The following is a 23,756-nucleotide window of genomic DNA, read 5'->3' as shown; positions in this document are numbered from 1 at the left end:
GTGAGCACGCCCGCCGCCCTCACCTCCGTCTTCGTCCGGTTGAAACTGTCCCTGCTGCGCAACGGGCTGCGGCAGTCCGGCGGGCGCAAGGCGGCGTACATCGCCTCCGCCGTCGCCGCCCTGCTGTTCGCCGTGCTGCAGTTCCTCGGGCTGATCGCGCTGCGCGGCTCCGGTCACGTCGAGTCGCTGGTGGTGCTGCTCGTGGCGGTGCTGGGGCTGGGCTGGGCGGTGATGCCGCTGTTCTTCCCCGGGGGCGACGAGACCCTCGACCCGACCCGGCTGGTGATGCTGCCGCTGCGGCCGCGGCCGCTGGTGCGGGCCCTGCTCGCGTCCTCGCTGGTCGGTGTCGGGCCGCTGTTCACGCTGTGCCTGCTCGCCGGTTCCGTGATCGCCGTCGCGCACGGCGGGGCGGCGTTCGCCGTGGGCGTCCTCGCCGTGCCGCTGGCGCTGCTGGTGTGCGTGGCGCTCGCGCGGGCGGTGGCCGCCGCCAACGTACGGCTGCTCACCAGCCGCAAGGGCCGGGATCTCGCGGTGCTCAGCGGGCTGGTGATCGCCGTCGGGGCGCAGGTGGTCAACTTCGGGGCGCAGCGGCTGGGTACCTCCGGCCTGGAACAGCTGGACCCGGCGGCGGACGTGCTGCGGTGGTTCCCGCCGGCGTCGGCGGTCGCCGCGGCGCACGCGGCGGGCGAGGGGGCGTACGGGGTCGCGCTGGCGCAGCTGGCGCTGAGCGCGGCGGCTCTGGCGGGGCTGCTCGCGCTGTGGTCGCGGTCCCTGACGCGGCTGATGACCTCGCCGGACGGTTCCACCCTCCAGGCGGCCGGGGACACGGCGGTCCGCGACCGCTCGTCGACGGGCCTGTCCCGGCTGCTGCCGCCGGGCCGCACGGGCACGGTCGTGGAGCGCAGCCTGCGCTACGTCCGGCGCGATCCGAAGACGAAGGCCGCGTGGGTGACCTCGCTGGCGATCGGGCTGATCGTGCCGGTGTTCAACGCCTGGCAGGGCACCGGCTCGGTCTACTTCGCCTGTTTCGCCGCCGGGATGCTCGGCATCCAGATGTACAACCAGTTCGGGCAGGACACCTCGGCGTTCTGGATGGTCGCGATGACGATCTCGTCGACCCGGGACGCGTACGTGGAGCTGCGCGCCCGCGCGCTGGCGCTGCTGCTGGTCACCCTGCCGTACGCCACGCTCGTCACCGTGCTGACGACGGCGCTGCTGGGTGACTGGGCGCGGCTGCCGGAGGCGCTGGGCCTGTCCTTCGCGCTGCTCGGCGCGATGCTCGCGACGGGCGCGTGGGCCTCGGCCCGCTTCCCGTACTCCATTCCGCAGGAGGGCCACAAGAACGTCGCCCCGGGGCAGGCCGGGCTGGCCTGGATCTCCCTCTTCGGCGGCATGGTCGCGGCGGCGGTGCTGTGCGTCCCGGTCATCGCCCTCACCGTCTGGCTGAACATCGCCGAGGGCGGCGACGACTGGCTGTGGCTGCTGCTGCCGGTGGGCACGGCGTACGGCGCGGCCCTGACGTTCCTCGGCCTGCGGCTGGCGGCCCCGCGGACGGCCCGCCGGCTGCCGGAGATCCTGACGGCGGTGAGCAAGGGCTGAGCCGGCGGTCAGCCCTCGCCCAGCGAGTCCAGCGAGTCCAGGAAGGGTTCGATCGCCGTGAGCCAGGTCTCCGGCTGGTCGTAGTGGACCAGGTGGCCGGCGTCGGCGACCTCCGCGTACCGGCCGTGCGGGAGGACGCGGACCATTTCCTGGGCCTCCGCGCGGCCGAGTTCGCCGTCGAGGCCGCGGACCACCAGGGCGGGGCAGCGCACCTGGGCCAGCTCCTCCCAGTGCGCGTCGAACACCCAGGTCTCGCGGGAGCGGAGCATCTGGTCCGGGTCGAACACCGGACGCCAGCCGTCCGGGGACTCGGCCATCACCTCCGCGTAGAACGCGCCGCGGGCCGGGTTGGGCCGCTCCACCCAGGGGTCGTCCTCGCCGAACCACTTGCGTACGTCGGCGAGCGTGGCGAACGGGACCGGCCAGGCCTTGAACCACTCGGCCCACTCGCGCTGCGAGGCGGCCCCGAGGGCGGAGGCGCGCATGTCACAGATGACCAGCCCGCGCACCAGGTCGGGGCGTTTGGCGGCGAGCTGCCAGGCGGTCAGCGCGCCCATCGCGTGGCCGATGAGGACGGCGGGGCCGAGGCCGAGCTGCTCCAGGGCGGCCTCGGCGTCGTCGACGTAGGCGTCACGGGTGAAGGAGGCCTGCGGGGGCTTGTCGCTGCGGCCGTGGCCGCGCTGGTCGAGGGCGACCGCGCGGTACCGCCCGGAGAGCCGGCGGGCGGTGGACGCCCAGTGCGAGGCGCGGCCCATCAGTCCGTGCAGTAACAGCACGCCGGGGGCGTGCTGCGCGGCGCTCTCCGCCGGGTCGGCCCCGTTCTTGGGCGGGTCGCCGAACTCCCAGGCGGCGAGCCGTACGCCGTCCGCCCCGGTCACGTCGATGCGTCGCGCCATGGTCCTGGCACCCCCCAAGCTCGCTGCCTGCCCGTTGCCTGTTGCGCTGGCCCTGCCTGTTGCCACTGCCGCAGATTATCGAATGACTATTCGAAAATGGCTTCTTGCCCGGCAACACCCCTCGTTCGAGTGACCCCCTGAGGGGATTGATCGCCGTGGCCCGGGGGAGATCTTCAGCGGGAGGCGGACCGCTCGGGGAAACCGGTCCGAGGGGAATGACCCTGAGAGCTCGGGGCTCCGGGTCAGCACAGGGGAGGACAGGCCCCGGCGCCGTACGGCGCCGGGGCTCCTCACGTGGTCACGGCACATCGTCCCGCCCCTCCCCTGCCGGGATGACATCGCTGCCGGGCCCGGCCAGAGCCACTCAGGTCATATGCCTCACGCGACAGCCTCGCACGCGAATCCGGCGAGCGCTGCGATTCGGCGCAGTGGATCTCGGATTCGACGCGTTCATACCGACGGGCACGCGCACCGGCGGGCGCGCACCGCTCGTCCGCCCGGTGTCCCGCCCCGCCCCGCCGGCCGGTCAGGGCTTGGCGACGAACACGTGCGAGGCCACCTCCGACTCCAGCTCGGCCGCCTCGCCGCTGCTGCCGACCAGCACCCCGCCCGCCGACTCCGTCACGCTGACCACCGAACCGGGCTGTACGCCCGCCCGGCGCAGCGTGTACATCAGCTGGGCGTCCGTCTGGATCGGCTCGCCGATCCGGCGCACCACGACCGTCTTGCCCCCGGCGCCCGGGTCGAGGTCGGCCAGGGACACCATGCCCTCGTCCAGGAACGGGTCGGCCCCGTCCTTCTCGCCCAGCTCCTCCAGGCCGGGGATCGGGTTGCCGTACGGCGACTCGGTGGGGTGCCTCAGCAGCTCCAGCACGCGGCGCTCGACGGCCTCGCTCATCACGTGCTCCCAGCGGCAGGCCTCGGCGTGGACCTGCTCCCACTCCAGGCCGATCACGTCGACCAGGAGACACTCGGCGAGCCGGTGCTTGCGCATCACGCGCGTGGCCAGCCGGCGGCCCTCGTCGGTGAGCTCGAGGTGCCGGTCGGGAGCGACGGACACCAGGCCGTCGCGCTCCATGCGCGCCACGGTCTGACTGACCGTCGGACCGCTCTGGTCGAGCCGCTCGGCGATCCGGGCGCGCATGGGGACCACACCTTCCTCCTCCAGCTCGAGGATGGTGCGGAGATACATCTCCGTGGTGTCGATCAGTCCGGACATACATGCCCCTCGATGAGATCTGCGGATGGCTCTGCCGGAGGCTGGACGGCTCACCGGCGCGTGCGCTGGCCCAGGACTCAATTCTGACGCATACGACCGACAACCGGGCCGCGCAGTGAGAACGAAGGGCTCCGCGGAGGGGAAACCGCGCGATCGGGCGCCGTATTGACACGACACTGGTCCAGACCGCACGGTGATCCGCAACACTTCCGCCCGAAGGGACGCCGCATGAGCGACCGCACGCCGGCCGGTCAATTCCTCGACGCCGCGATCGACCTGCTGCGGCGGATCCGTGACGAGGAGGCCGCGTCCGTCGCGGCGGCGGGCACGCTGCTCGCCGACACGGTCGCGGACGGCGGACGGCTCTTCGCCTTCGGCGCCGGGCACTCCTCGCTGGCCGCGCAGGATCTCGTCTACCGGGCCGGCGGACTCGCCCTGATGAACCTGCTCGCCGTCCCGGGGGCCGTCGGCGTCGACGTGCGGCCGGCCACGCTGGGCTCCGCCCTGGAACGCGTCGACGGGCTCGCGGGCGTCGTGCTCGGCGCCTCCCCGCTCCGCGCGGGCGACGCGCTGATCGTCATCTCGCTGTCCGGGCGCAACGCGCTGCCCGTGGAGATGGCGATGAAGGCCCGTGAGCTGGGCGTGCGGGTCATCGGCGTGACCTCGGTGGCGTACGCGACGCAGACGTCGTCCCGGCACTCCTCCGGGACGTTCCTGAAGGACCACTGCGATCTCGTCCTGGACTCCGGTGTCGCGGTCGGTGACGCGGAGCTCACCCACGACAACGTCCCCGCGCCCTTCGCCCCCGCGTCGACGGTGGTCACCACGGCGCTCCTCCAGGCCGTCATGGCCACCGCGGCGGCGACGCTCGCCGATCGCGGAATCGAGCCGCCGCTGCTGCGCTCGGGCAACGTGGACGGCGGCCACGACTGGAACGCGCGCGTCTTCGACGAGTACGCCGACCGCATCTTCTACCGCCACTGAACCCGACCGCATCTTCTACCGCCACTGAACCGCGGCGGCCGGGCCCGGCCGGGGGTCAGCGGTCGGTGGTGAGGAGGGCCGCCAGGTCCAGGGCCGTGGCGATGCGGACCGCCACATCCTCCGCGTACATCGTGTCGGAGCGTTCGAACGCGCTGCGACCCGCCCCCCGCAGAAACGTCACGGCACCAAGCGTGCGTCCCCGGCTCCGCAGCACCGTGCACAGGGCGTGCACCGCGTCCCCCGGCCACTGCCGGGACAGCGCCCACGCCCGCGCCTCCTCGGTGCCCATGGAGCCGGCATCGGCCCGCACCGTCCCGACCCGCTCCACGCACTGCACCGCCGGATGCCCCTCGTCGTACCGCACCGGCAGCCCCGCCCGCCCGGCGAGCCTGCTCGGTCCCGGTGCGCCGGACGGGGTGGCGGCGATCCGTACCAGTCGCACCCGGTCGGTGTCCTGGCCGCCGTCGGCCACCCGGTCGATCAGCGCGTGGTCGGCGAACCCGGCCAGCGCGAAGTCCAGGTGGACCGTCGCCGCCTCCGCCGGGTCCTCGCACTCCGCCGCCGCGCGCGCCGCGCGGTGCAGCTGCTGCGCGCGGAACCGCAGCAGCGACGCCTCCTGCTCGCCCTGCCGGGACTCGGTCACGTCCTGGAACAGCCAGCCGACCCCCAGCGGAACCGGTTCCTCCGCCAGCGGTGACGACAGCCGCACGAACCCGCTCCGCCAGCACCGCCGCCGCTCGCCCTCCGGCGTGCGCACACTCACCCACAGCTCGGCCGGCGCGGGCGGCGCCCCCTCCGCGAGCACATGGGTGAGCGCGCTCTCCAGCTCCTCCGCGCCCTGCGCCAGCAGCTCCCCCAGCGGCCGTCCCAGTACCGACGTCCGCCCCGTGCCCAGCGCCCGCGCGGCGTGCGGGTTCACCACCGCGGGCCGCAGATCGGCGTCGACCAGGACGACCCCCCAGCTCGCCTCCTCCAGCAGCGCCTCGCTCAGCGCGATCGACCGCTCCAGGTCGATCTGCGCGTGCACCTCGCTGAACGCGCAGTACACCCCCGCCGGCTTCCCGTCCGGCCCGCGCACCGCCGCGGACTGCGTCCGCACCAGCACCCGGCCGCCGTCCTTCGTCAGCAGCGCGAACTCGTTCACCTGCCGGCCCGGCGCGTCCATGGCCGACATCAGCCGCGCCTCGACCTCCTCGGCGTCCGCGCTGCGCACGGCCCACCCGGCGAACCCGGCCCGGCCCACCGCCTCGCCGGCGGTCCAGCCGAGGATCCGCTCCGCCTCACGGTTCCAGTGCGTGACCGTCCCGTCCGCGTCGAAGGCGCACAGGGCGGCGTCCATGCCGTCGAGCAGCGCGGCGAGGAGGTCGGAGCCGTCCGACCCCTCCCGCGCGGGCTCGGGCTCGTCCGGCCCCAGCTCGTCGGTGGTCCCACTACGCCGGGAAGCACTCACCTGGACCCCCTGCAGGCTGCGTCCGCACGTACGGCACGACGGTTCACTCACTTGCAATCATTCAACTTGAACGTGACGCAGCGCACATCGAGTTCCCGCAAGATTGAGAGAATCGTTGTACGGCACCGCCCGATCCGCCCGTCCACGAGGGAAAAGGCGCCAGTCGCAGCGTCAGCCACAGCTCGCTCTCCCCCGGCAGAACGTATCGCTCGACCTCGTCGAAGCCCCGCGCGCGAGCGAACCGTACGCCGTCCTCGTTGGCGGCCAGGACCACGGTCTCGACGGCCCCGGCGCCCGCCGCGCGCGCGTGTGCGATCCCCGACGCGTAGAGCGCCGTCCCGTATCCCCTGCGCCGGTGCCCGGGCAGCACCCGCGCGATGACGGTCACCACGGCGTCCTCCCCCTGCGGGGGCCGCACCGTCGAGCAGCCGACCAGCACGTCACCGGCGTACGCGTTCTCCAGCCGGTACCCGCGCGCGACGCGCTCCCGCACCTCGTCGAGCGTCATCGCGGCGGGCGGCACGATCACGTTGTGGACGTGCCGCCACTGCTCCAGCATGGCGTCGCCGGCCACGACCTCGATACGAAGATCACTCATCCGGCAAGCCAACCGCGCCCCCGCGCGGAGGTCAACGAAAAAAGCGGTTGATACGGCGAGAGCCGGTTCTTAAGGTGGGCGGTACTTCAGAAGGGAGGTGGTTCGGCAGATGTATGACAACCGGACGGAAGAGGTGGCTGCGGGCCAGTAGCCCGCCGTCGTACTCGGTTCGGCGCCGGACCGGCGTGTGCGAGATACACGCAACCGGCCCAATCCAACGCAGTCACCCGACCCGCGAGTCGCCGGTAACGTCCGGCCGGCTCCTCCCCAGGGAGGAACCAGACTCGCGGGTCGCCTGCGTTCTCCGGGCCCCGCTCAGTGGGCGATGTCCGTGTATCCCTCGATCTCGCGCGGGTCGCGCGTGCCCGGGCCGACGTAGCGGGCCGAGGGCCGGACCAGGCGGCCCGTGCGCTTCTGCTCCAGGATGTGCGCCGACCAGCCGGCCGTACGGGCGCAGGTGAACATCGAGGTGAACATGTGTGCCGGGACTTCGGCGAAGTCCAGCACGATGGCCGCCCAGAACTCCACGTTGGTGGCGAGGACCCGGTCGGGGCGGCGGGCGTGGAGCTCGGCCAGGGCGGCCTTCTCCAGGGCTTCGGCGACCTCGAAGCGCGGGGCGCCGAGTTCACGGGCGGTGCGGCGCAGGACGCGGGCGCGGGGGTCCTCCGCGCGGTAGACGCGGTGGCCGAAGCCCATGAGGCGCTCGCCCTTGTCGAGGGCCTGCCGGACGTACGCCTCGGCGTCCCCGGTGCGCTCGATCTCCTCGATCATGCCCAGGACGCGCGAGGGCGCGCCGCCGTGCAGCGGTCCCGACATGGCGCCGACGGCGCCCGAGAGGGCCGCCGCGACGTCCGCGCCGGTCGAGGCGATGACCCGCGCGGTGAACGTGGAGGCGTTCATGCCGTGCTCGGCGGCCGACGTCCAGTACGCGTCGACGGCCGCGACGTGCCTGGGGTCGGGCTCGCCGCGCCAGCGGATCATGAAGCGTTCGACGATGGACTCGGCCCTGTCTATCTCGCGCTGCGGCACCATGGGCAGGCCCTGGCCGCGCGCGGACTGGGCGACGTAGGACAGGGCCATGACGGCGGCGCGGGCGAGGTCGTCGCGGGCCTGCTCGGCATCGATGTCGAGGAGCGGTTTCAGGCCCCACACGGGTGCCAGCATGGCCAGCGCGGACTGCACGTCGACGCGGATGTCGCCGGAGTGCACGGGGATCGGGAACGGCTCGGCGGGCGGCAGTCCGGGGTTGAACGCCCCGTCGACGAGCAGTCCCCAGACGTTGCCGAAGGAGACGTGCCCGACCAGATCCTCGATGTCGACGCCCCGGTACCGCAGGGCGCCGCCCTCCTTGTCGGGTTCGGCGATCTCCGTCTCGAACGCGACGACTCCTTCGAGCCCGGGTACGAAGTCGGACATCTGGCGGCTCCTTGTGAGGTGGGTGACAGATGGTGTTGTGGGGTGGGACGACCATGTGTCGGAAGTCGGCGGAAGCGAAGGCGCGCGTCCGGTGGATCCACGGTCCGTTCGAACGGACTCGCGGTCCGGGACGTCACCCCTGTGATGCCCGGCTGGCGGTCACCCAACCGGATCAGTGGCAGCACGATATCCCCGAGTGCCATCTTTGAGGAGGGTCCGCGGCACTCAGTGCCATCGCGTGACGAAGGACACCGTGCCCCCATGGGCTTCGCGCATGCGGCAGGATGACGGCGTGACCGACCGAGACGCCGTCCCCTTCGCTCTCGCCTCGATGCGCAAGCAGTACCGGACCGAGGGGCTCTCCGAGACCGACCTGGCCGCCACTCCCGTCGAACAGTTCGCGCGCTGGTTCAAACAGGCCGCGACGGACGGCGGGCTGTTCGAACCGAACGCCATGATCGTCTCGACGGCGGACGCGGAGGGACGGCCCAGCTCGCGCACGGTGCTGCTGAAGCACTTCGACGACGACGGGTTCGTCTTCTACACGAACTACGACTCCCGCAAGGGCCGCGACCTGGCGGAGAACCCCCATGTCTCGCTCCTCTTCCCCTGGCACCCGATGGCCCGGCAGGTCATCGTCACCGGCACCGCGCGCCGCACCGGCCGCGACGAGACGGCCGCCTACTTCCGCACCCGCCCGCACGGCTCACAGCTCGGCGCGTGGGCCAGCGGCCAGTCGTCGGTGATCGCCGGCCGCGCGGAACTGGACGCGTCCTACGCCGGCCTGGCGGCGCGCTACCCGGAACACGAGCAGGTACCGGTACCGCCCCACTGGGGCGGCTTCCGGGTGGTCCCGGAGACGGTGGAGTTCTGGCAGGGCCGGGAGAACCGCCTGCACGACCGCCTGCGGTACGTCGCCGGGGCGGGCGGGGGCTGGCGGGTGGAGAGGCTCAGCCCGTGAACGAGCAGGAGTCCCGTGCGCGAGACGGGGAGGCGGCGCTGTCGCCGGCCGAGGCGGCGGTCGAGGCCCGCGCCCTCGCCTCGCGGGGTGAGGGCACGGCGGACGACGTCACCGACGTCCTCCGCGCGGTGCGCGAGGCCCGCGAGCGGGCGTGATCGCGCGCGTTCTCACAGCTTGCCCCCCACGCGTCCGACGCGGTGGCCGCCGAGGGCGTGGGAGAACCGGGTCAGGAATTCCGGCGTGAACTCGGGCCAGTTCCAGAACTCGAAGCCGAGGTGGGCGAAGGCGAAGTAGTCGTCGGCCCACCGCCACTCCGGCAGCGGGACGGACTCGGCGCAGGCGGGGCAGACGACCTGCGCCTCCCCGGTCTCGTCCCAGGTCTCCATGGCCGCGCGGAAGGGCGCCCAGGCGTCGTCGATCGTGTCCCAGGTGTCCGTGACCAGCCGCATGGTGGCCGCGCACCGCGGGCAGGTCACCGCCTCGGGATCGCCCTGGCCGGCGTCGAAGACGGTGCGCCCCACCTCCACGGCCAGTCCGTCCCACGGCTCCCGGTCGGCGTCGTCCTCCGCCACGGCGCGGTGCCAGTTCGGACCGGGCGGATGCCCGAGCGGCTGCCCGAGGACGCAGCCGGTGCGCTCGGCGAGGACGATGCCCTCGTCCACCAGCCACGCGACCACGCGGTCCGCGAGTTCCGCCGCCTCGTCGGCGCCGGCGTCGAGGTCGACGATCGTCTGGAAGTAGTCACCCATGCGGAGACCGTAGGCCCCGCCACCGACAACGCCCTCAGTCCAGCGCCCCGTCCAGCAGCACCGCCCACTGCGCCACCACCCGCTCGCGGCGGGCTCCGTCGTCGGTGAGCAGGTTGGCGAGACCGAGGCCCCGGGCCATGTCGAGGAGGCCCTGGACGGTTTCGCGGACGCCGGGGCGGGACTCGTCGGCGCCGAGGAGGTCGACGGCGATGCGGTGGCTCTCGCGGCCGACGCGCGACTCCAGCTCGGTCACGCGCGGACGCAGCTGCTCCTCGTTGGAGGCGGCGACCCAGAGGTGGAGGGCCGCGCGGAAGACGGGGCCGGTGTAGAGGTCGACGAGGGCCGCGATCACCGCACGGCGGTCGCCGGCCGCGGCGCCCTCCGGGAACAGGGCGCGCAGGGCGGTGGAGCGCTCCTCTGCGACGTACTCGACGGCGGCCGTGAAGAGGTCCTCACGGGTCGGGAAGTGGTGCTGGGCGGCCCCCCGGGAGACGCCCGCGCGTTCGGCGACGACGGAGACCGTGGAGCCCGCCCAGCCGTGCTCCGCGAGGCAGGCCACGGCGGCCTCCAGGAGCCGCTGCCGGGTGGCCCGGCTGCGGTCCTGCTTGGGGACTCGTTCCGCACGGTCGGCCGTGCTCACACCACCCATTCCGGATCCCGTCGTTCGAGGAAGGCCGTCATTCCCTCGCGCGCGTGGGCGGAGGCGAAGAGGCGCGCCGAGAGCGCGGTCAGGTCGGCCGCGTCCCGGTCGAAGGTCTCCAGCACCCTAGCCGTGAGCAGCCGTTTCGTCTCGGCCAGGGCGCCGGGGGCGGATCTGCGCAGGCCGTCGAGGATCGGGGCGAGGACCTCGTCCACGTCGTCACCGGCGGCGGTGAGCAGGCCGATGCGGGCGGCCTCGGCGGTGTCGAGGCGTTCGCCGGTGAGGTAGTAGCGGGCCAGGGCGCGCGGGTCGGTGCGGGGCAGCAGCGGCAGCGAGATCACGGCCGGGGCGACCCCGATGCGGACCTCGGTGAAGGCGAACGTCGCCGCGCGGGAGGCGACGGCGATGTCGCAGGCCGCGAGCAGGCCCAGGCCGCCCGCGCGGACGTGCCCGGTGACCCGCGCGAGGACCGGTTTGGGCAGCTCGACGATCCCCCGCAACAGGCCCACCAGCGCCTCGGGCGCAGGCGGGTCGCGCAGGTCCGCGCCCGCGCTGAAGGTGTTGCCGGTGTGGGTGAGGACCACCGCGCGGACGCCGGTGTCCTCGCCGGCGTCGGTGAGCGCGTCGGCCAGTTCGCCGACGAGGGCGGCGGACAGGGCGTTGCGGCGCTCCGGGGCGTCGAGGCGGAGCGTCTCGACGCCCCGCGCGCGGGTGCGGCCGATCAGGGTCACGAGGGCTCCTCGTGCGCCGCGCGGAGCTCACGGCGCAGGATCTTTCCGGAGGCGGCGCGCGGGACGCCGTCGATGAAGGTGACGTGCCGGATGCGCTTGTACGGGGCGACGTGCTCGGCGACGTACCTCATGACCTCGCCCGCGGAGAGCTCCGGGGCGGACGGCTGACGGACGACGTGGGCGTGCGGGACCTCGTTGCCGTCCTCGTTGTAGACGCCGATGACGGCGGCGTCGGCGATGCCGGGATGGGTGAGGAGCAGCGCCTCGAGTTCGGCGGGGGCGACCTGGAAGCCCTTGTACTTGATCAGTTCCTTCACCCGGTCCACGACGAAGAGCCAGCCTCCCTCGTCGACGTGGCCGACGTCGCCGGTGTGCAGCCAGCCGTCCCCGTCGATCATCGCGGCGGTGGCGTCGGGGCGGCCGAGGTAGCCCTTCATGACCTGGGGCCCGCGGATGAGGATCTCGCCGGACTCGCCGGGTCCGAGGTCCTTGCCGGGGTCGTCGAGGGAGACGATCCGCATCTCGGTGCCGGCGATGAGCTTGCCGACCGTGCCGGGGGGCGCGTCGCTCATGGCGTCCAGGGGGACGACGTGGGTGCCGGGCGACAGTTCCGTCATGCCGTACGCCTGGCCGACGGGCGGCAGCCCGAGCCGCCGCGAGCAGGCGGCGGCGAGGCTCGCGTCCAGGGGCGCGGCGGCGCTGACGACGTACTTCAGGGACGACAGGTCGTACCGGGCGACCAGGGGGTGCTTGGCGAGGGCCAGGACGATCGGCGGGGCCACGTACAGGCCGGTGATGCGGTGGTTCTGGATGGCCGCGAGGAACGTCTCCAGGTCGAAGCGCGGCAGGACGACGACGGTGGCGCCCTGCCGGAGCGGGGCGTTCATCAGGGCCGTGAGCCCGTAGATGTGGAAGAACGGCAGGACGGCGAGTATGCGGTCGCCGGGACCCGCCGTGATCAGCGGCTGGAGCTGCGCGAGGTTGGTGGCGATCTGGCGGTGGGTGAGCATCACCCCCTTGGGGACGCCGGTGGTGCCGGAGGAGTACGGCAGGGCGGCGACGTCCTCGACCGGGTCGATGCCGACCACCGGCTCGGGCGCGGTGGAGGCCAGCATGTCGATCAGGGAACGGTGTCCGGGCGCGCTGTCGCAGACGAGGATCTCCTCGATCCCGCCGGCCAGTTCGGCGGCCCTCCGCGCGGTGTCCAGCAGCGGTGAGACGGTGACGATCCAGCGGGCCGCGCAGTCCTTCAGCTGCTTGCCGAACTCCTCGGCGGTGGCCAGGGGGTGCACGGTGGTGACGGCGGCACCCGCGCGGGTGGCCGCGTAGAACGCGGTGGGGAAGGCGACCGTGTTGGGGCTGTGCAGGGCGAGCACGTCCCCCTTGCGCACGCCCGCCTCGGCCAGCCCCGCGGCGACCCGCCGGTGGAAGCGGTCCACCTGCTCATAGGTGAGGGTGGTGCCGTCGGTGCCGTCGATCAGTGCCGGGGTGCTCCCGAACTCGGCGGCCCGGGCGAGCACCGCGTCGTGGATGGGGAGTTCTACCGGCGGGACGTCTGCGTACTCGCTTCGGAACACGGTTCCTCCAAGACGGCCGAGGGGGCCATGAGCGCCTAGTACGACTTGGGAAGGCCCAGGGTCTGGTGGGAGACGTAGTTGAGGATCATCTCCCGGCTCACCGGGGCGATACGGGACACGCGTGCGGCGGTGATCAGCGAGGCGAGCCCGAACTCGCGCGTGAGGCCGTTCCCGCCGAGGGTGTGCACGGCCTGGTCGACGGCCTTCACACAGGCCTCGGCCGCCGCGTACTTGGCCATGTTGGCGGCCTCGCCCGCGCCCACGTCGTCACCGGCGTCGTAGAGGTGCGCGGCCTTCTGCGTCATCAGGCGGGCCAGTTCGAGGTCGATGTGCGCCTGGGCGAGGGGGTGCGCGATCGCCTGGTGGGCGCCGATGGGGGCGTTCCAGACGGTGCGCTCACGCGCGTACTCGACGGCGCGGGCGAGCGCGTAGCGGCCCATGCCGATCGCGAACGCGGCCGTCATGACGCGTTCGGGGTTGAGGCCGGCGAAGAGCTGGAGCAGGCCCGCGTCCTCGTCGCCGACGAGCGCGTCGGCGGGCAGCCGTACGTCGTCGAGGGTCAGCTCGAACTGCTTCTCGGCGGCGTTGAGTTCCATGTCGATCTTCCGGCGCCCGAAGCCGGGGGTGTCGCGCGGGACGATGAACAGACAGGGCTTGAGGCGTCCGGTGCGGGCGTCCTCCGTGCGGCCCACGATGAGGGTGGCGTCGGCGATGTCGACGCCGGAGACGAACACCTTGCGGCCGGTGAGGAGCCAGTCGGTGCCGTCCTTGCGGGCCGTCGTGGTGATGCGGTGGCTGTTGGACCCGGCGTCGGGTTCGGTGATGCCGAAGGCCATCAGGCGGCTGCCGTCGGCCAGGGCGGGCAGCCACTCCCGTTTCTGGGCCTCGGTGCCGAAACGGGAGATGACGGTGCCGCAGATCGCCGGGGAGACGATCATCATCAGCAGGGGATTGCCGGCGGCGCCCATCTCCTCGAGCACGAGGGAGAGTTCGGTGATGCCGCCGCCACCGCCGCCGTACGCCTCCGGCAGGTTGACGCCGATGTAGCCGAGCGCGGCGGCGTTCTTCCAGAACTCGGTGTTGTCGGTACGGGGGTTGTTGGTCGCGAACGCGGCGACCGCTTCGCGGAGGGCCTTGTGTTCCTCTGATTCGATCACCGGCATGAGCGCTCCTGAGGGGGAGGGGCTTCAGGTCGTCGGAAGGGTGCGGGTTGTCTCGGACTGGTCGCGCTCACGCGGCGGAGCCGCATGTTCAGTGCGGCCCCGCGCCCCTGGAGGGGTTGCCTCCACGACCGCCAGTAGGGTGCCGACCTCCACCTGACGGCCCGGAGCCGCATGGAGGACCCTCACAACTCCCCTGACCGGGGCCGTGATCCTGTGCTGCATCTTCATCGCCTCCAGCCACAACAGGGGCTGTCCGGCCTCCACCGCCGCTCCCTCGGTCAGGCCCTCCGCGACGCGGACGACCGTGCCCGGCATGGGGGCCAGGAGGGAACCGGGGGCGTGCTGGACGGTGGGGTCGGGGAAGCGGGGCAGGGCGGTGAGGGCGGTGGCGCCCACGTACACCCGGTCGCCGTAGCGGCTGACCTCGTAGCGGCGCCGTACGCCGTCCACGTCCAGGATCACGAGCCCCGCGTCGGCGTGCACGACCCGCACCCCGTCGGCCGTGAGGCCGTCGCGCGTGTGCCGGTAGCGGACCTCGTGCTCCTCGCCGGCCATCGCGTACCGCTTCGTCTGCGGCTGCGAGGGCAGGTTGCGCCAGCCGCCGAAGCGGGAGCGGCCGTGGGCGTCGGCGAGGGCGGCGGCGAGCGGGGCGTACGGGTCGGGGGCCGGGGCGGTCAGCTCGGGCAGGTGGCGGTCGTAGAAGCCGGTGTCCGTACGGGCTTCCGCGAACTCCTCGTGCCGCAGGGAGCGGACGAGGAGGTCCCGGTTGGTGACGGGGCCGTGGATCACCGCGCGTTCCAGCGCCGCGGCCAGCTTGCGGACCGCCTCCGCGCGGGTGGGGGCGTGGGCGACGACCTTGGCGAGCAGGGGGTCGTAGTGGACGCCGATGTCGTCGCCGTCCGTGTAGCCGGTGTCCAGGCGCACGGCGCCGGGGACGGCGAGGCGGTGCAGACGGCCGGTCTGCGGGGCCCACTCCCGGGACGGGTCCTCGGCGTAGAGGCGGGCCTCGACGGCGTGTCCACGCGCGCGTGGCGGGTCGCCCGAGAGGGCGTGGCCCTCGGCGACGCGGATCTGCTCGGCGACGAGATCGATCCCGAAGACGGCCTCCGTCACCGGATGCTCCACCTGGAGGCGGGTGTTCATCTCCAGGAAGTGCGCCCGCTCCCCCGCGACGAGGAACTCGACGGTTCCGGCGCCGACGTAGGAGACGGCACGCGCGGCGCGTACGGCGAGGGCGTGGAGCTCCCCGGTGAGCCGTGCGGTCAGCCCCGGTGCCGGGGCCTCCTCGATCACCTTCTGGTGGCGGCGCTGGAGGGAGCAGTCACGGGTGCCGAGCACCCACACCGTGCCGTGCGTGTCGGCGAGCACCTGTACCTCGACGTGCCGGCCGCCCTCCACGTACGGCTCGACGAACACCTCGCCGTCGCCGAAGGCGCTCGCGGCCTCCGCGCGGGCGGCGTCCCGTTCGCCGTCCAGGTCCGCGAGGCGCCGTACGACGCGCATCCCGCGTCCGCCGCCGCCCGCCGCCGCCTTCACCAGCACCGGCAGATCGGACTCGGTGACCTCGCGCAGGGGCTCGATGCCCATCAGTTCCTTGGCGCGCGTCTTGGACGCCATCGCCTCGATCGCCTCCGGGGGTGGCCCGATCCACACCAGGCCGGCGTCCCGGACGGCCCGCGCGAAGTCGGCGTTCTCGGAGAGGAAGCCGTAGCCGGGGTGCACGGCGTCCGCGCCGGACGCGAGGGCGGCCTTCACGATCAGGTCGCCGCGCAGATACGTGTCGGCGGGCGCCGTCCCCGGCAGTCGTACCGCCGTGTCCGCCACGCGCGCGTGGAGCGCGTTCTCGTCGGCGTCCGAATGCACGGCGACCGTCCGGATTCCCAACTCACCGCAGGTGCGGACGATGCGGCAGGCGATCTCGCCCCGGTTCGCGACCAGAACGGAAGTAATCACGGGCATCACGGGCATCATGGGCCTCACATCCGGAAGACGCCGAAGCCACCGCGCGCGCCCTCGTAGGGCGCGGTGTGGATGGCCGACAGGCACAGGCCGAGGACGGTGCGGGTGTCGCGCGGGTCGATGACGCCGTCGTCGTACAGCCGCCCGGACAGGAACATGGGCAGCGACTCGGACTCGATCTGCTGCTCCACCATGGCGCGCAGCGCCGCGTCCGCCTCGTCGTCGTACGGCCGTCCCTTCGCCGCGGCGGACTGCCGGGCGACGATGGACAGCACGCCGGCGAGCTGCTGCGGGCCCATGACGGCGGACTTGGCGCTGGGCCAGGCGAACAGGAAGCGGGGGTCGTAGGCGCGGCCGCACATGCCGTAGTGCCCGGCGCCGTAGGAGGCGCCCATGAGGACGGACAGGTGGGGGACCTTCGAGTTGCCGACGGCGTTGATCATCATCGCGCCGTGCTTGATGATGCCGCCCTGCTCGTACTCCTTGCCGACCATGTAGCCGGTGGTGTTGTGCAGGAAGAGCAGCGGGATGTCGCGCTGGTTGGCGAGCTGGATGAACTGGGCGGCCTTCTGGGACTCCTCGCTGAAGAGGACTCCCCGGGCGTTGGCGAGGATGCCGACGGGATAGCCGTGGAGAGTGGCCCAGCCGGTGGTGAGGCTGGTGCCGTAGAGGGGTTTGAACTCGTCGAAGTCGGAGGAGTCGACGATCCGCGCGATGACCTCGCGCGGGTCGAAGGGGGTCTTCAGATCGCCCGGGACGATGCCGAGGAGTTCGGCCTCGTCGTACTTGGGCGGGGCGGCCGGTCCCGGATCGTCGTACGCCTTGCGGTGGTTGAGGCGGGCCACGACCCGGCGGGCCTGGCGGAGCGCGTCCGGTTCGTCGACGGCGAAGTGGTCGGCGAGGCCCGACACGCGCGCGTGCATCTCCGCGCCGCCCAGGGACTCGTCGTCGCTCTCCTCCCCGGTGGCCATCTTCACGAGCGGCGGGCCGCCGAGGAACACCTTCGCCCGCTCCTTGACCATGATCACGTGGTCGGACATGCCGGGGACGTACGCGCCTCCGGCGGTGGAGTTGCCGAAGACGACGGCGACGGTGGGGATGCCGGCCGCCGACAGCCGGGTCAGGTCCCGGAAGATCGCGCCGCCGGGGATGAAGATCTCCTTCTGGGAAGGGAGGTCGGCGCCGCCGGACTCGACGAGGCTGATCACGGGCAGCCGGTTGGCGAGCGCGATGTCGTTGGCGCGCAGGGCCTTCTTCAGGCTCCAGGGATTGCTGGCGCCGCCGCGCACGGTCGGGTCGTTGGCGGTGATCAGGCACTCCACGCCCTCGACGACACCGATCCCGGTGACGAGCGAGGCGCCGACGGTGTGGTCGCTCCCCCAGCCGGCCAGCGGGGAGAGCTCCAGGAAGGGCGTGTCGGGGTCGAGGAGCAGTTCGACGCGTTCGCGGGCGAGCAGCTTGCCGCGCTTCCGGTGCCGCTCGACGTACTTCTCGCCGCCGCCCGCGAGGGCCTTGGCGTGTTCGGCGTCGAGTTCGGCGAGCTTGGCGAGCATGGCGTCGCGGTGCGCCCGGTAATCGGGGCCGGTGGTGTCGAGGGCGGATGCGAGGACCGTCACAGCAGGGCCTCCGGGATGTCGAGGTGCCGGGAGCGCAGCCATTCGCCGAGCGCCTTGGCCTGCGGGTCGAAGCGGGCCTGCGCGGCGACGCCCTCGCCGAGGATGCCTTCGACGAGGAAGTTCAGGGCGCGCAGGCGGGGCAGTACGTGCCGGGTGACCGGCAGGTCGCGGGCCTCGGGGATCAGCTCGCGGAACCGCTCGACGGTCAGCTCGTGCGCGAGCCACCGCCAGGCGTCGTCGGAGCGGACCCAGACGCCGACGTTGGCGTTCCCGCCCTTGTCGCCGCTGCGGGCGCCGGCGACGAGGCCGAGGGGGGCTCGTGTCGTGGGTCCCGTGGGGAGCGGTTCGGGGAGCGCGGGCGCCGGTACGTCGTCGAGTACGGCGGTGTCGGGGGGCGGGTCCACGGGGATTCGGCGTCCGTCGTGGAGGACGGCCACATGGTCGACGTCGCCATGGGAGACGTACACATCCTCGAAGACCCCATAGGGGGAGCCCTTCCCCGGTGGCGCCATCACATGGAATCCGGGATAGCTCGCCAGCGCCAGCTCGACGGCGGCCCCGCTCAGCACCCGCCCGACCGCCTCCTGCGCGGGATCCCGTACGACGAGCCGCAGCAGCGCGCTGGCGGTCTCCTCGGTGCCGGCGTCGGTCCGGTCGGTGCGGGCCAGCTCCCAGCGCACTTCGGCGGGCGGCGACTCGGCGAGCGCGTCGGACATCTGCTCCCGCACGAGGTCCGCCTTGGCCTCGACGTCGAGGCCGGTGAGCACGAACACGACCTCGTTGCGGAACCCGCCCAGCCGGTTGAGCCCGACCTTGAGCGTGGGCGGTGGGGCTTCCCCCCGGACGCCTTCGACGCGCACCCGGTCGGGCCCGTCCCGGGTGAGCCGGACGGTGTCCAGCCGCGCGGTGACGTCCGGCCCGGCGTACCGGGCGCCGCCGGTCTCGTACAGCAGTTGCGCGGTGACGGTACCGACGTCGACGAAGCCGCCGGTTCCGGGGTGCTTGGTGATGACGCTGCTGCCGTCGGCGTGGATCTCGGCGAGGGGGAATCCGGGCCGCCGGAGCTCACCGGGCCGGCGCTCGCCGAAGAAGGCGTAGTTCCCGCCGGTCGCCTGCGCCCCGCACTCCAGCACGTGCCCGGCGACGACCGCGCCCGCCAGCCGGTCGTACTCCGTCGGCTTCCAGCCGAAGTGCGCGGCGGCGGGCCCGGTGACCAGGGCGGCGTCGGTGACCCGCCCGGTGACGACCACGTCGGCACCCGCGCGCAGGCACTCGGCGACGCCGAAGCCGCCGAGGTAGGCGTGCGCGGCCAGCGCTCCCGGGTGGGCGGCGGTGCGGTCGTCGCCCTCGACGTGCGCGACCCGCACGGGGATGCCGAGCCGGTCGGCCAGCGTGCGTACGGCGTCGGCGAGTCCGGCGGGGTTGAGCCCGCCCGCGTTGGCGACGATCTTCACGCCCCGCTCGTGGGCGAGGCCGAGGCACTCCTCCAACTGCCGCAGGAAGGTGCGGGCGTACCCGGCGTCCGGATCCTTGAGCCGGTCGCGGGCGAGGATGAGCATGGTCAGCTCGGCGAGGTAGTCGCCGGTGAGGACGTCCAGGGGGCCGCCGGTGAGCATCTCGCGCATGGCGGAGAAACGGTCGCCGTAGAAGCCGGAGGCGTTCCCGATGCGGAGCACGCTCACCGAACGGTTCCCTTAGGCTCCCGTCCGCCACCGGCCGGCCCGGCGAAGGCCTGGGCGATGTCCAGCCAGCGGTCGGCGTCGGGGCCGTCGGCGGTGAGCGCGAGGTCGGCGCGGTGGGCGCGCTGGGTGACCAGGAGGCAGAAGTCGAGCGCGGGCCCGGTGACACGCTGGGGGGCGCCCTCGGGACCGTAGGCCCACGGCTCACCGCCCGGTCCGACCAGCTCGACGCGGAAGGGATCGGCCGGCGGGGTGAGCCCGTGCACCCCGTAGGCGAAGTCCCGGGTCCGCACCCCGAGCCACGCCACATGCCGGAGCCGCTCAGTGGGTGGCCGCATCACACCGATCGTGTCCGCCACGTCCAGTCCATGGGCCCAGGTCTCCATGAGGCGGGCGGTGGCCATGGAGGCGGCGGACATGGGCGGCCCGTACCAGGGGAAACGCGCCCCGGCCGGCGCCTCCCGCAGCGCCTTGTCCAGCGCCGCGCGCCCCTCGCGCCACCGCGCGAGCAGGTCGGCGGGCGCGGACCGGGCGTACTCCTCGGCGCCCTCGTCGACGAAGGTGCGCGGGGCGGTGAGGGCCTTCTCGACCAGCGTCCGGAACCCGTCCGCGTCGGTGACGGAGAGCAGCGCGGAACGGTCGGTCCAGGCGAGGTGCGCGATCTGATGGGCGACGGTCCACCCGGCGGCGGGCGTCTCCCGCGCCCACTGCTCGGGGCCGAGCCCGGCCACGAGCCGGTCGAGCTCCTCGCCCTCCTCACGCAGATCGTCGATCACGGGCGTCGGATCGGACACGAGGCGCTCCCCTCGGGACACGGACACGGCGGTGTGGCGCGGTGCACCGGAGCATGGCAGGCACCCAGGAAACAAGCAAGCTTGCTTGCATGATTTTTCAGCGGAACTCATTTGCCCCTTCAGCCTCTTCGAATATCCACGCCCCTCTCGCGCACCAGACCCGATCGATCAGCCCTTGCCTCTGAACGTTCAGCCATGGAAGCTTGTGCTATATAGCATTTATGCTTCTGTCAGCATGCGAGGTGAGTAAGGATGACCTTACTTGAATGGACGTGGCACACGGCTGCACGTCATGACAGAAGAGCGCGGCGCGCCACCACGCAGCCTGCCGGGGTTACTCCTGTCAGCAGGCACGATGCCATAGCCCCCGATAGCCTGTCGCACCTGCGGCCTCGTCCGCCTCCCGCGGACGTGGCCACGTAACCACGTCGACGAGAAAGGGCAGCTGTGACCATGTCCGAGAACCCGATGTTCCTGCGCCAGCGCCTGCGGGACCGCCTCAAGCGGGCACGGGAGACCTCCGGAATGACGCAACAACAGGTTGCAGAAGTATTCGGCTGGTCACCCTCGAAGGTAATTCGCATCGAGAACGGGAAAATCGGCATCAGCATTACGGATGCAATGGCATTGGTGCAGCACTACGGCATCAGCGGGGATGAGGCGACGGAACTGGTCAGTCTGGCGAAGGCCGCACGTCAACCATCCTGGTACGCACCATACAAAAGCATCATGTCCCCGGAACTCGAGGCGTACGTCTCGTACGAGGAATCCGCTTCCATCGTGCGCAACTTCGAACGCAATGTGGTGCCAGGACTTCTCCAGACCGAGGAATACGCGCGCGCGATCCTCGGGGAGTTCTGGACAGGCCCGGAGCTGGAACTGAGCGTGGAGCTGCGCATGCGCCGCCAGCGAGTCCTGGAGTCCACCGACGCCGAGTTCTTCTTCATCCTCGACGAGTCGGTGCTGCGGCGGACCATCGGAAGCGAGGCCGTCATGCAACAACAGCTGGAGGCCCTGCTCCGGGCCCACGAGTACCCGAACGTCCAGATCCAGTTCGTCCCCTTCCACAAGGGGCTGTATCCCCTGTTCCGGACGCCGTACCAGATCTTCGAATTCGCCGGCGGCTCGGACGACCTCGTCGCCTATCTGGAAAACCCCGACGGGGAGGTCCTGCTCAGCGAGGCAACGCCGAGGTACGGTTCCAGGCGTTCACCCGCCGACTACCTGGATGCCTTCTGGCATGTGGAGCGGAACGTCGCCGAGGACATCCGCGAAGGCGTCGTCGTGGCCGCATGACGCCGCCTTCGGAACCACTTCAGTGAGAGGGGGACACAGATGACCTGACGAATTCAACGAAAACGGCCCAAGCAGGGGTACTGCATGTCACAAAAGCCCCCCGGGAGAGCTTCGAATCACGTATCGAAATTCCACCCCGGGCCCTCACTTCCAGACAGGCACCCTGCTGACTGTACGAACTCTTCTGCCACTTGCCTCGCGAGCGGGTCACCATACCTCCATGTTCCCGTGAACACACGGCAAAGGGAATTATCGGTGATCACACATTGCCTGACAAGGATTATTTCAAGGCAATTGATCCACTAAAGCGAGGAAGGCGGATGAAGTTGACCCTTTCACCTCAAAGGGGGCATTTCAGCTTCCCAGAGGGACGGGAGTGGTCAACGAAGCAGAAAAGGGAGCCTCAGGCCTAGCCGGCAAGCATCCGGCCCGGGGCTCCCCTGACAGAGCAACCCTCACTGATCAGAAAGGGCACCCTACTCATGCAGTGTAACGACTCCTCCGGCACAGTCATCCGGAGGAAAGCCCGCGAGTACTGGAAGACCTGGGGGCGGGCAGGAGCAGTCCAGGTCCTGCGAGGGGCCGGCTCGGCGGCCGGAGCCACCCTCTTCTTCTTGGTAGTCGCCTGGCTGCAGAGCCGGTAAGGGCATAACTGGCCGAATCGCCACACACCGCCGGGGCCCGTCACCGGGCCCCGGTTCACCCTTCCAGCCCTTTCGCCCGCCCCCGGCCCACCTGCGTCCGCACCGCCCCCATGCTCGCCGCGATGACCAGGGCGATGGCGGCGGCCTCCACGGCGGAGAGGGCCTGGTCGAGGATCAGGAAACCGGCGGTGGCCGCGAGGGCCGGTTCCAGGCTCATCAGGATCGCGAAGGTGGAGGCGGGCAGGCGGCGCAGGGCGAGGAGTTCGAGGGTGTACGGGAGTACGGAGGACAGCACGGCGACCGCCGCGCCCAGGCCGAGGACCGTCGGATCGAGGAGCTTCGTACCGGACTCCGCGACGCCCAGCGGGAGGAACAGGACCGCCGCCACCGCCATGGCGAGGGCGAGCCCGTCGGCCTGGGGAAAGCGGCGGCCCGTACGTGCGCTGAAGACGATGTACGCCGCCCACATGGCGCCGGCACCCAGTGCGAAGACCACACCCAACGGGTCGAGACTGCTGAAGCTGCCGCCGCCGAGGAGGAACACACCCGCGAGGGCCAGGGCGGCCCACACGAGGTTGACCGCACGCCGTGAGGCCAGGACGGACAGGGCGAGCGGGCCGAGCACCTCCAGCGTGACCGCGGGGCCCAGCGGGATGCGCGCGACGGACTGGTAGAAGAGGCCGTTCATCGCGGCCATGGCGATGCCGAAGACGATCACCGTGCCCCAGTCGGCGCGCGAGTGCCCGCGCAGCCGGGGCCGGCACAGCACCATCAGCACGACCGCCGCCACCAGCAGCCGCAGCGTCACGACCCCGAGCGCACCCGCCCGCGGCATCAGCGTCACCGCCAGCGCCCCGCCGAACTGCACGGAGATCCCGCCCGCGAGCACCAGCCCCACCGGGCCCAGGGAACCCCGCCCGCGCGGGACGCCGGCCGGCGTGGGCGCACGGCCGCGCGGCCCCGCCCCTGTCGTGGTGGACGGTGTGGCGGCGCTGGGGGTGCTCACGGGGCCTTCCAGGGACGTGGGTGCGGAAACCTGCCTGTAGGGATTGTGCATCCTGATGCACTACTCAGTCCACTGCATTAAACCGAGTCAGCACCGTGAAGCACCTACATGCCTGACCATGCGACTCGCACCCCGCCGCGGTCAACTCCGTCCGTCACGCGGACCGGGCACCCCCCGGACCGCATCACCTCCGGGCAGCGCGGGAAAGATACGGTTTCCACCGCCGACACCCGCCACCGCTCCCAGCATCCGAGGCCCCGTGCGACGACTCCTTGTCCGTCTCTGGCGGCTCCTGCGCCCTGCGCAGAGCCGCATCATGTGGCTGCTGCACGCCAAGTTCGTGGTCGGCGTGACCGGCGTCGTGCGCGACGACGAGGGGCGGGTGCTGCTGCTCCGGCACCGGATGTGGCCGCCCGGCCGCCAGTGGGGCCTGCCGAGCGGCTTCGCCCGCAAGGGCGAGGACTTCCGGGCGACCGTGGTGCGCGAGGTCAAGGAGGAGACCGGCCTCGACGTGGAGGTGGGCCGCCTGGTCATGCTGAACAGCGGGTTCCGTACGCGTATGGAGGTGGCCTACGAGGCCCGCCTGCTGGGCGGTGAACTGCGCCTCGACCCCTTCGAGATCCTGGAGGCCCGCTGGTGCCGCCCGGACGACCTCCCGGAGGGCGTCCAGCCGGTGTGCCACCCGCTGGTCCGGGGCGAGACGGCTCCCTGAGAACGCCGGCCCGCACACGCGGGCACCCCGGCGGGCACCACGCCTCGGGCCGCTCGGCGACGAAGGA

General features: G+C 72.2%; 22 protein-coding genes. 6 read left to right on the top strand and 16 right to left on the bottom strand.

From position 1 onward, the window contains the following. Positions 1 to 1,599: a transporter gene (locus KUM38_RS18535; RefSeq protein ID WP_217130513.1), complete on the top strand. Its 1,599-nt coding sequence runs from the start codon at positions 1 to 3 to the stop codon at positions 1,597 to 1,599. Between the two features lie 8 nt (positions 1,600 to 1,607). Here KUM38_RS18535 and KUM38_RS18530 read toward each other — a convergent pair whose 3' ends face one another. Next, positions 1,608 to 2,495 (bottom strand): alpha/beta fold hydrolase, encoded by an 888-nt coding sequence (locus KUM38_RS18530; protein ID WP_217130512.1) that lies wholly within the window; start codon positions 2,493 to 2,495, stop codon positions 1,608 to 1,610. A gap of 526 nt (positions 2,496 to 3,021) precedes the next feature. Then, positions 3,022 to 3,714, bottom strand: coding sequence for a metal-dependent transcriptional regulator (locus tag KUM38_RS18525; protein ID WP_073934467.1), 693 nt, complete (start codon positions 3,712 to 3,714; stop codon positions 3,022 to 3,024). Between the two features lie 228 nt (positions 3,715 to 3,942). On the opposite strand from KUM38_RS18525, the gene KUM38_RS18520 reads away from it, so the two are divergent. Then, entirely contained in the window at positions 3,943 to 4,698 is a 756-nt protein-coding gene (locus tag KUM38_RS18520; protein WP_217130511.1) for an SIS domain-containing protein, read from the top strand. Between the two features lie 55 nt (positions 4,699 to 4,753). Here KUM38_RS18520 and KUM38_RS18515 read toward each other — a convergent pair whose 3' ends face one another. The 3 genes from KUM38_RS18515 to KUM38_RS18505 all read right to left on the bottom strand — a co-directional run bounded on the left by KUM38_RS18515 (position 4,754) and on the right by KUM38_RS18505 (position 8,162). After that, positions 4,754 to 6,148: a PAS domain-containing protein gene (locus KUM38_RS18515; protein WP_217130510.1), complete on the bottom strand. Its 1,395-nt coding sequence runs from the start codon at positions 6,146 to 6,148 to the stop codon at positions 4,754 to 4,756. A gap of 61 nt (positions 6,149 to 6,209) precedes the next feature. Continuing rightward, entirely contained in the window at positions 6,210 to 6,746 is a 537-nt protein-coding gene (locus KUM38_RS18510; RefSeq protein ID WP_217130509.1) for a GNAT family N-acetyltransferase, read from the bottom strand. Between the two features lie 315 nt (positions 6,747 to 7,061). Then, positions 7,062 to 8,162 (bottom strand): citrate synthase 2, encoded by a 1,101-nt coding sequence (locus KUM38_RS18505; protein ID WP_217130508.1) that lies wholly within the window; start codon positions 8,160 to 8,162, stop codon positions 7,062 to 7,064. A 274-nt stretch (positions 8,163 to 8,436) separates the two neighbouring features. On the opposite strand from KUM38_RS18505, the gene pdxH reads away from it, so the two are divergent. Further along, positions 8,437 to 9,123, top strand: a complete 687-nt coding sequence (pdxH, locus tag KUM38_RS18500; protein WP_217130507.1) for a pyridoxamine 5'-phosphate oxidase — start codon at positions 8,437 to 8,439, stop codon at positions 9,121 to 9,123. Then, positions 9,120 to 9,278 carry a hypothetical protein gene (locus KUM38_RS18495; protein WP_217130506.1) on the top strand — a complete coding sequence of 53 codons (159 nt, stop codon included), beginning with the start codon at positions 9,120 to 9,122 and terminating at the stop codon, positions 9,276 to 9,278. The genes pdxH and KUM38_RS18495 overlap by 4 nt, the downstream gene beginning before the upstream one ends. Positions 9,279 to 9,290: 12 nt before the next feature. Here the strand turns inward: KUM38_RS18495 and KUM38_RS18490 are convergent, their stop codons facing one another. The 9 genes from KUM38_RS18490 to KUM38_RS18450 are packed head-to-tail and all read right to left on the bottom strand — an operon-like array spanning position 9,291 to position 20,031. Beyond that, positions 9,291 to 9,872 (bottom strand): hypothetical protein, encoded by a 582-nt coding sequence (locus KUM38_RS18490; protein WP_217130505.1) that lies wholly within the window; start codon positions 9,870 to 9,872, stop codon positions 9,291 to 9,293. Between the two features lie 34 nt (positions 9,873 to 9,906). Continuing rightward, a complete protein-coding gene (locus tag KUM38_RS18485; RefSeq protein ID WP_217130504.1) occupies positions 9,907 to 10,521 on the bottom strand; it encodes a TetR/AcrR family transcriptional regulator in 615 nt (204 codons plus the stop codon). Continuing rightward, positions 10,509 to 11,243 carry an enoyl-CoA hydratase family protein gene (locus tag KUM38_RS18480; protein ID WP_217130503.1) on the bottom strand — a complete coding sequence of 245 codons (735 nt, stop codon included), beginning with the start codon at positions 11,241 to 11,243 and terminating at the stop codon, positions 10,509 to 10,511. Before KUM38_RS18480 ends, KUM38_RS18485 begins: the two co-directional genes overlap by 13 nt. Next, positions 11,240 to 12,820, bottom strand: coding sequence for a 4-coumarate--CoA ligase family protein (locus KUM38_RS18475; RefSeq protein WP_217130502.1), 1,581 nt, complete (start codon positions 12,818 to 12,820; stop codon positions 11,240 to 11,242). Before KUM38_RS18475 ends, KUM38_RS18480 begins: the two co-directional genes overlap by 4 nt. Before the next feature lie 35 nt (positions 12,821 to 12,855). Further along, positions 12,856 to 13,983, bottom strand: coding sequence for an acyl-CoA dehydrogenase family protein (locus tag KUM38_RS18470; RefSeq protein ID WP_217130501.1), 1,128 nt, complete (start codon positions 13,981 to 13,983; stop codon positions 12,856 to 12,858). Between the two features lie 24 nt (positions 13,984 to 14,007). Next, positions 14,008 to 15,936 carry a biotin carboxylase N-terminal domain-containing protein gene (locus KUM38_RS18465; protein ID WP_308408993.1) on the bottom strand — a complete coding sequence of 643 codons (1,929 nt, stop codon included), beginning with the start codon at positions 15,934 to 15,936 and terminating at the stop codon, positions 14,008 to 14,010. 23 nt (positions 15,937 to 15,959) lie between these two features. Further along, positions 15,960 to 17,558: an acyl-CoA carboxylase subunit beta gene (locus KUM38_RS18460; RefSeq protein WP_217130499.1), complete on the bottom strand. Its 1,599-nt coding sequence runs from the start codon at positions 17,556 to 17,558 to the stop codon at positions 15,960 to 15,962. Continuing rightward, positions 17,555 to 19,240, bottom strand: coding sequence for an acyclic terpene utilization AtuA family protein (locus tag KUM38_RS18455; RefSeq protein WP_217130498.1), 1,686 nt, complete (start codon positions 19,238 to 19,240; stop codon positions 17,555 to 17,557). The genes KUM38_RS18460 and KUM38_RS18455 overlap by 4 nt, the downstream gene beginning before the upstream one ends. Continuing rightward, positions 19,237 to 20,031, bottom strand: coding sequence for a TIGR03084 family metal-binding protein (locus tag KUM38_RS18450; RefSeq protein ID WP_217130497.1), 795 nt, complete (start codon positions 20,029 to 20,031; stop codon positions 19,237 to 19,239). The genes KUM38_RS18455 and KUM38_RS18450 overlap by 4 nt, the downstream gene beginning before the upstream one ends. Before the next feature lie 453 nt (positions 20,032 to 20,484). Here KUM38_RS18450 and KUM38_RS18445 point away from each other — a divergent pair, with 453 nt between their 5' ends. After that, positions 20,485 to 21,327, top strand: a complete 843-nt coding sequence (locus KUM38_RS18445; RefSeq protein ID WP_217130496.1) for a helix-turn-helix transcriptional regulator — start codon at positions 20,485 to 20,487, stop codon at positions 21,325 to 21,327. 19 nt (positions 21,328 to 21,346) lie between these two features. On the opposite strand, the gene KUM38_RS18440 is transcribed toward KUM38_RS18445, so the two are convergent. Beyond that, on the bottom strand, positions 21,347 to 21,541 hold the full coding sequence (locus KUM38_RS18440) for a DUF397 domain-containing protein (protein WP_217130495.1): 195 nt from the start codon (positions 21,539 to 21,541) through the stop codon (positions 21,347 to 21,349). 485 nt (positions 21,542 to 22,026) lie between these two features. Next, positions 22,027 to 22,977, bottom strand: coding sequence for a DMT family transporter (locus tag KUM38_RS18435; protein WP_217130494.1), 951 nt, complete (start codon positions 22,975 to 22,977; stop codon positions 22,027 to 22,029). A 259-nt stretch (positions 22,978 to 23,236) separates the two neighbouring features. On the opposite strand from KUM38_RS18435, the gene KUM38_RS18430 reads away from it, so the two are divergent. Beyond that, entirely contained in the window at positions 23,237 to 23,689 is a 453-nt protein-coding gene (locus KUM38_RS18430) for an NUDIX hydrolase (RefSeq protein WP_217130493.1), read from the top strand. Positions 23,690 to 23,756: the final 67 nt, after the last annotated feature.

Source organism: Streptomyces sp. AC558_RSS880, from assembly GCF_019049255.1.
GTDB lineage: Bacteria > Actinomycetota > Actinomycetes > Streptomycetales > Streptomycetaceae > Streptomyces.
This window is presented reverse-complemented; position numbering and strand designations above follow the sequence as displayed.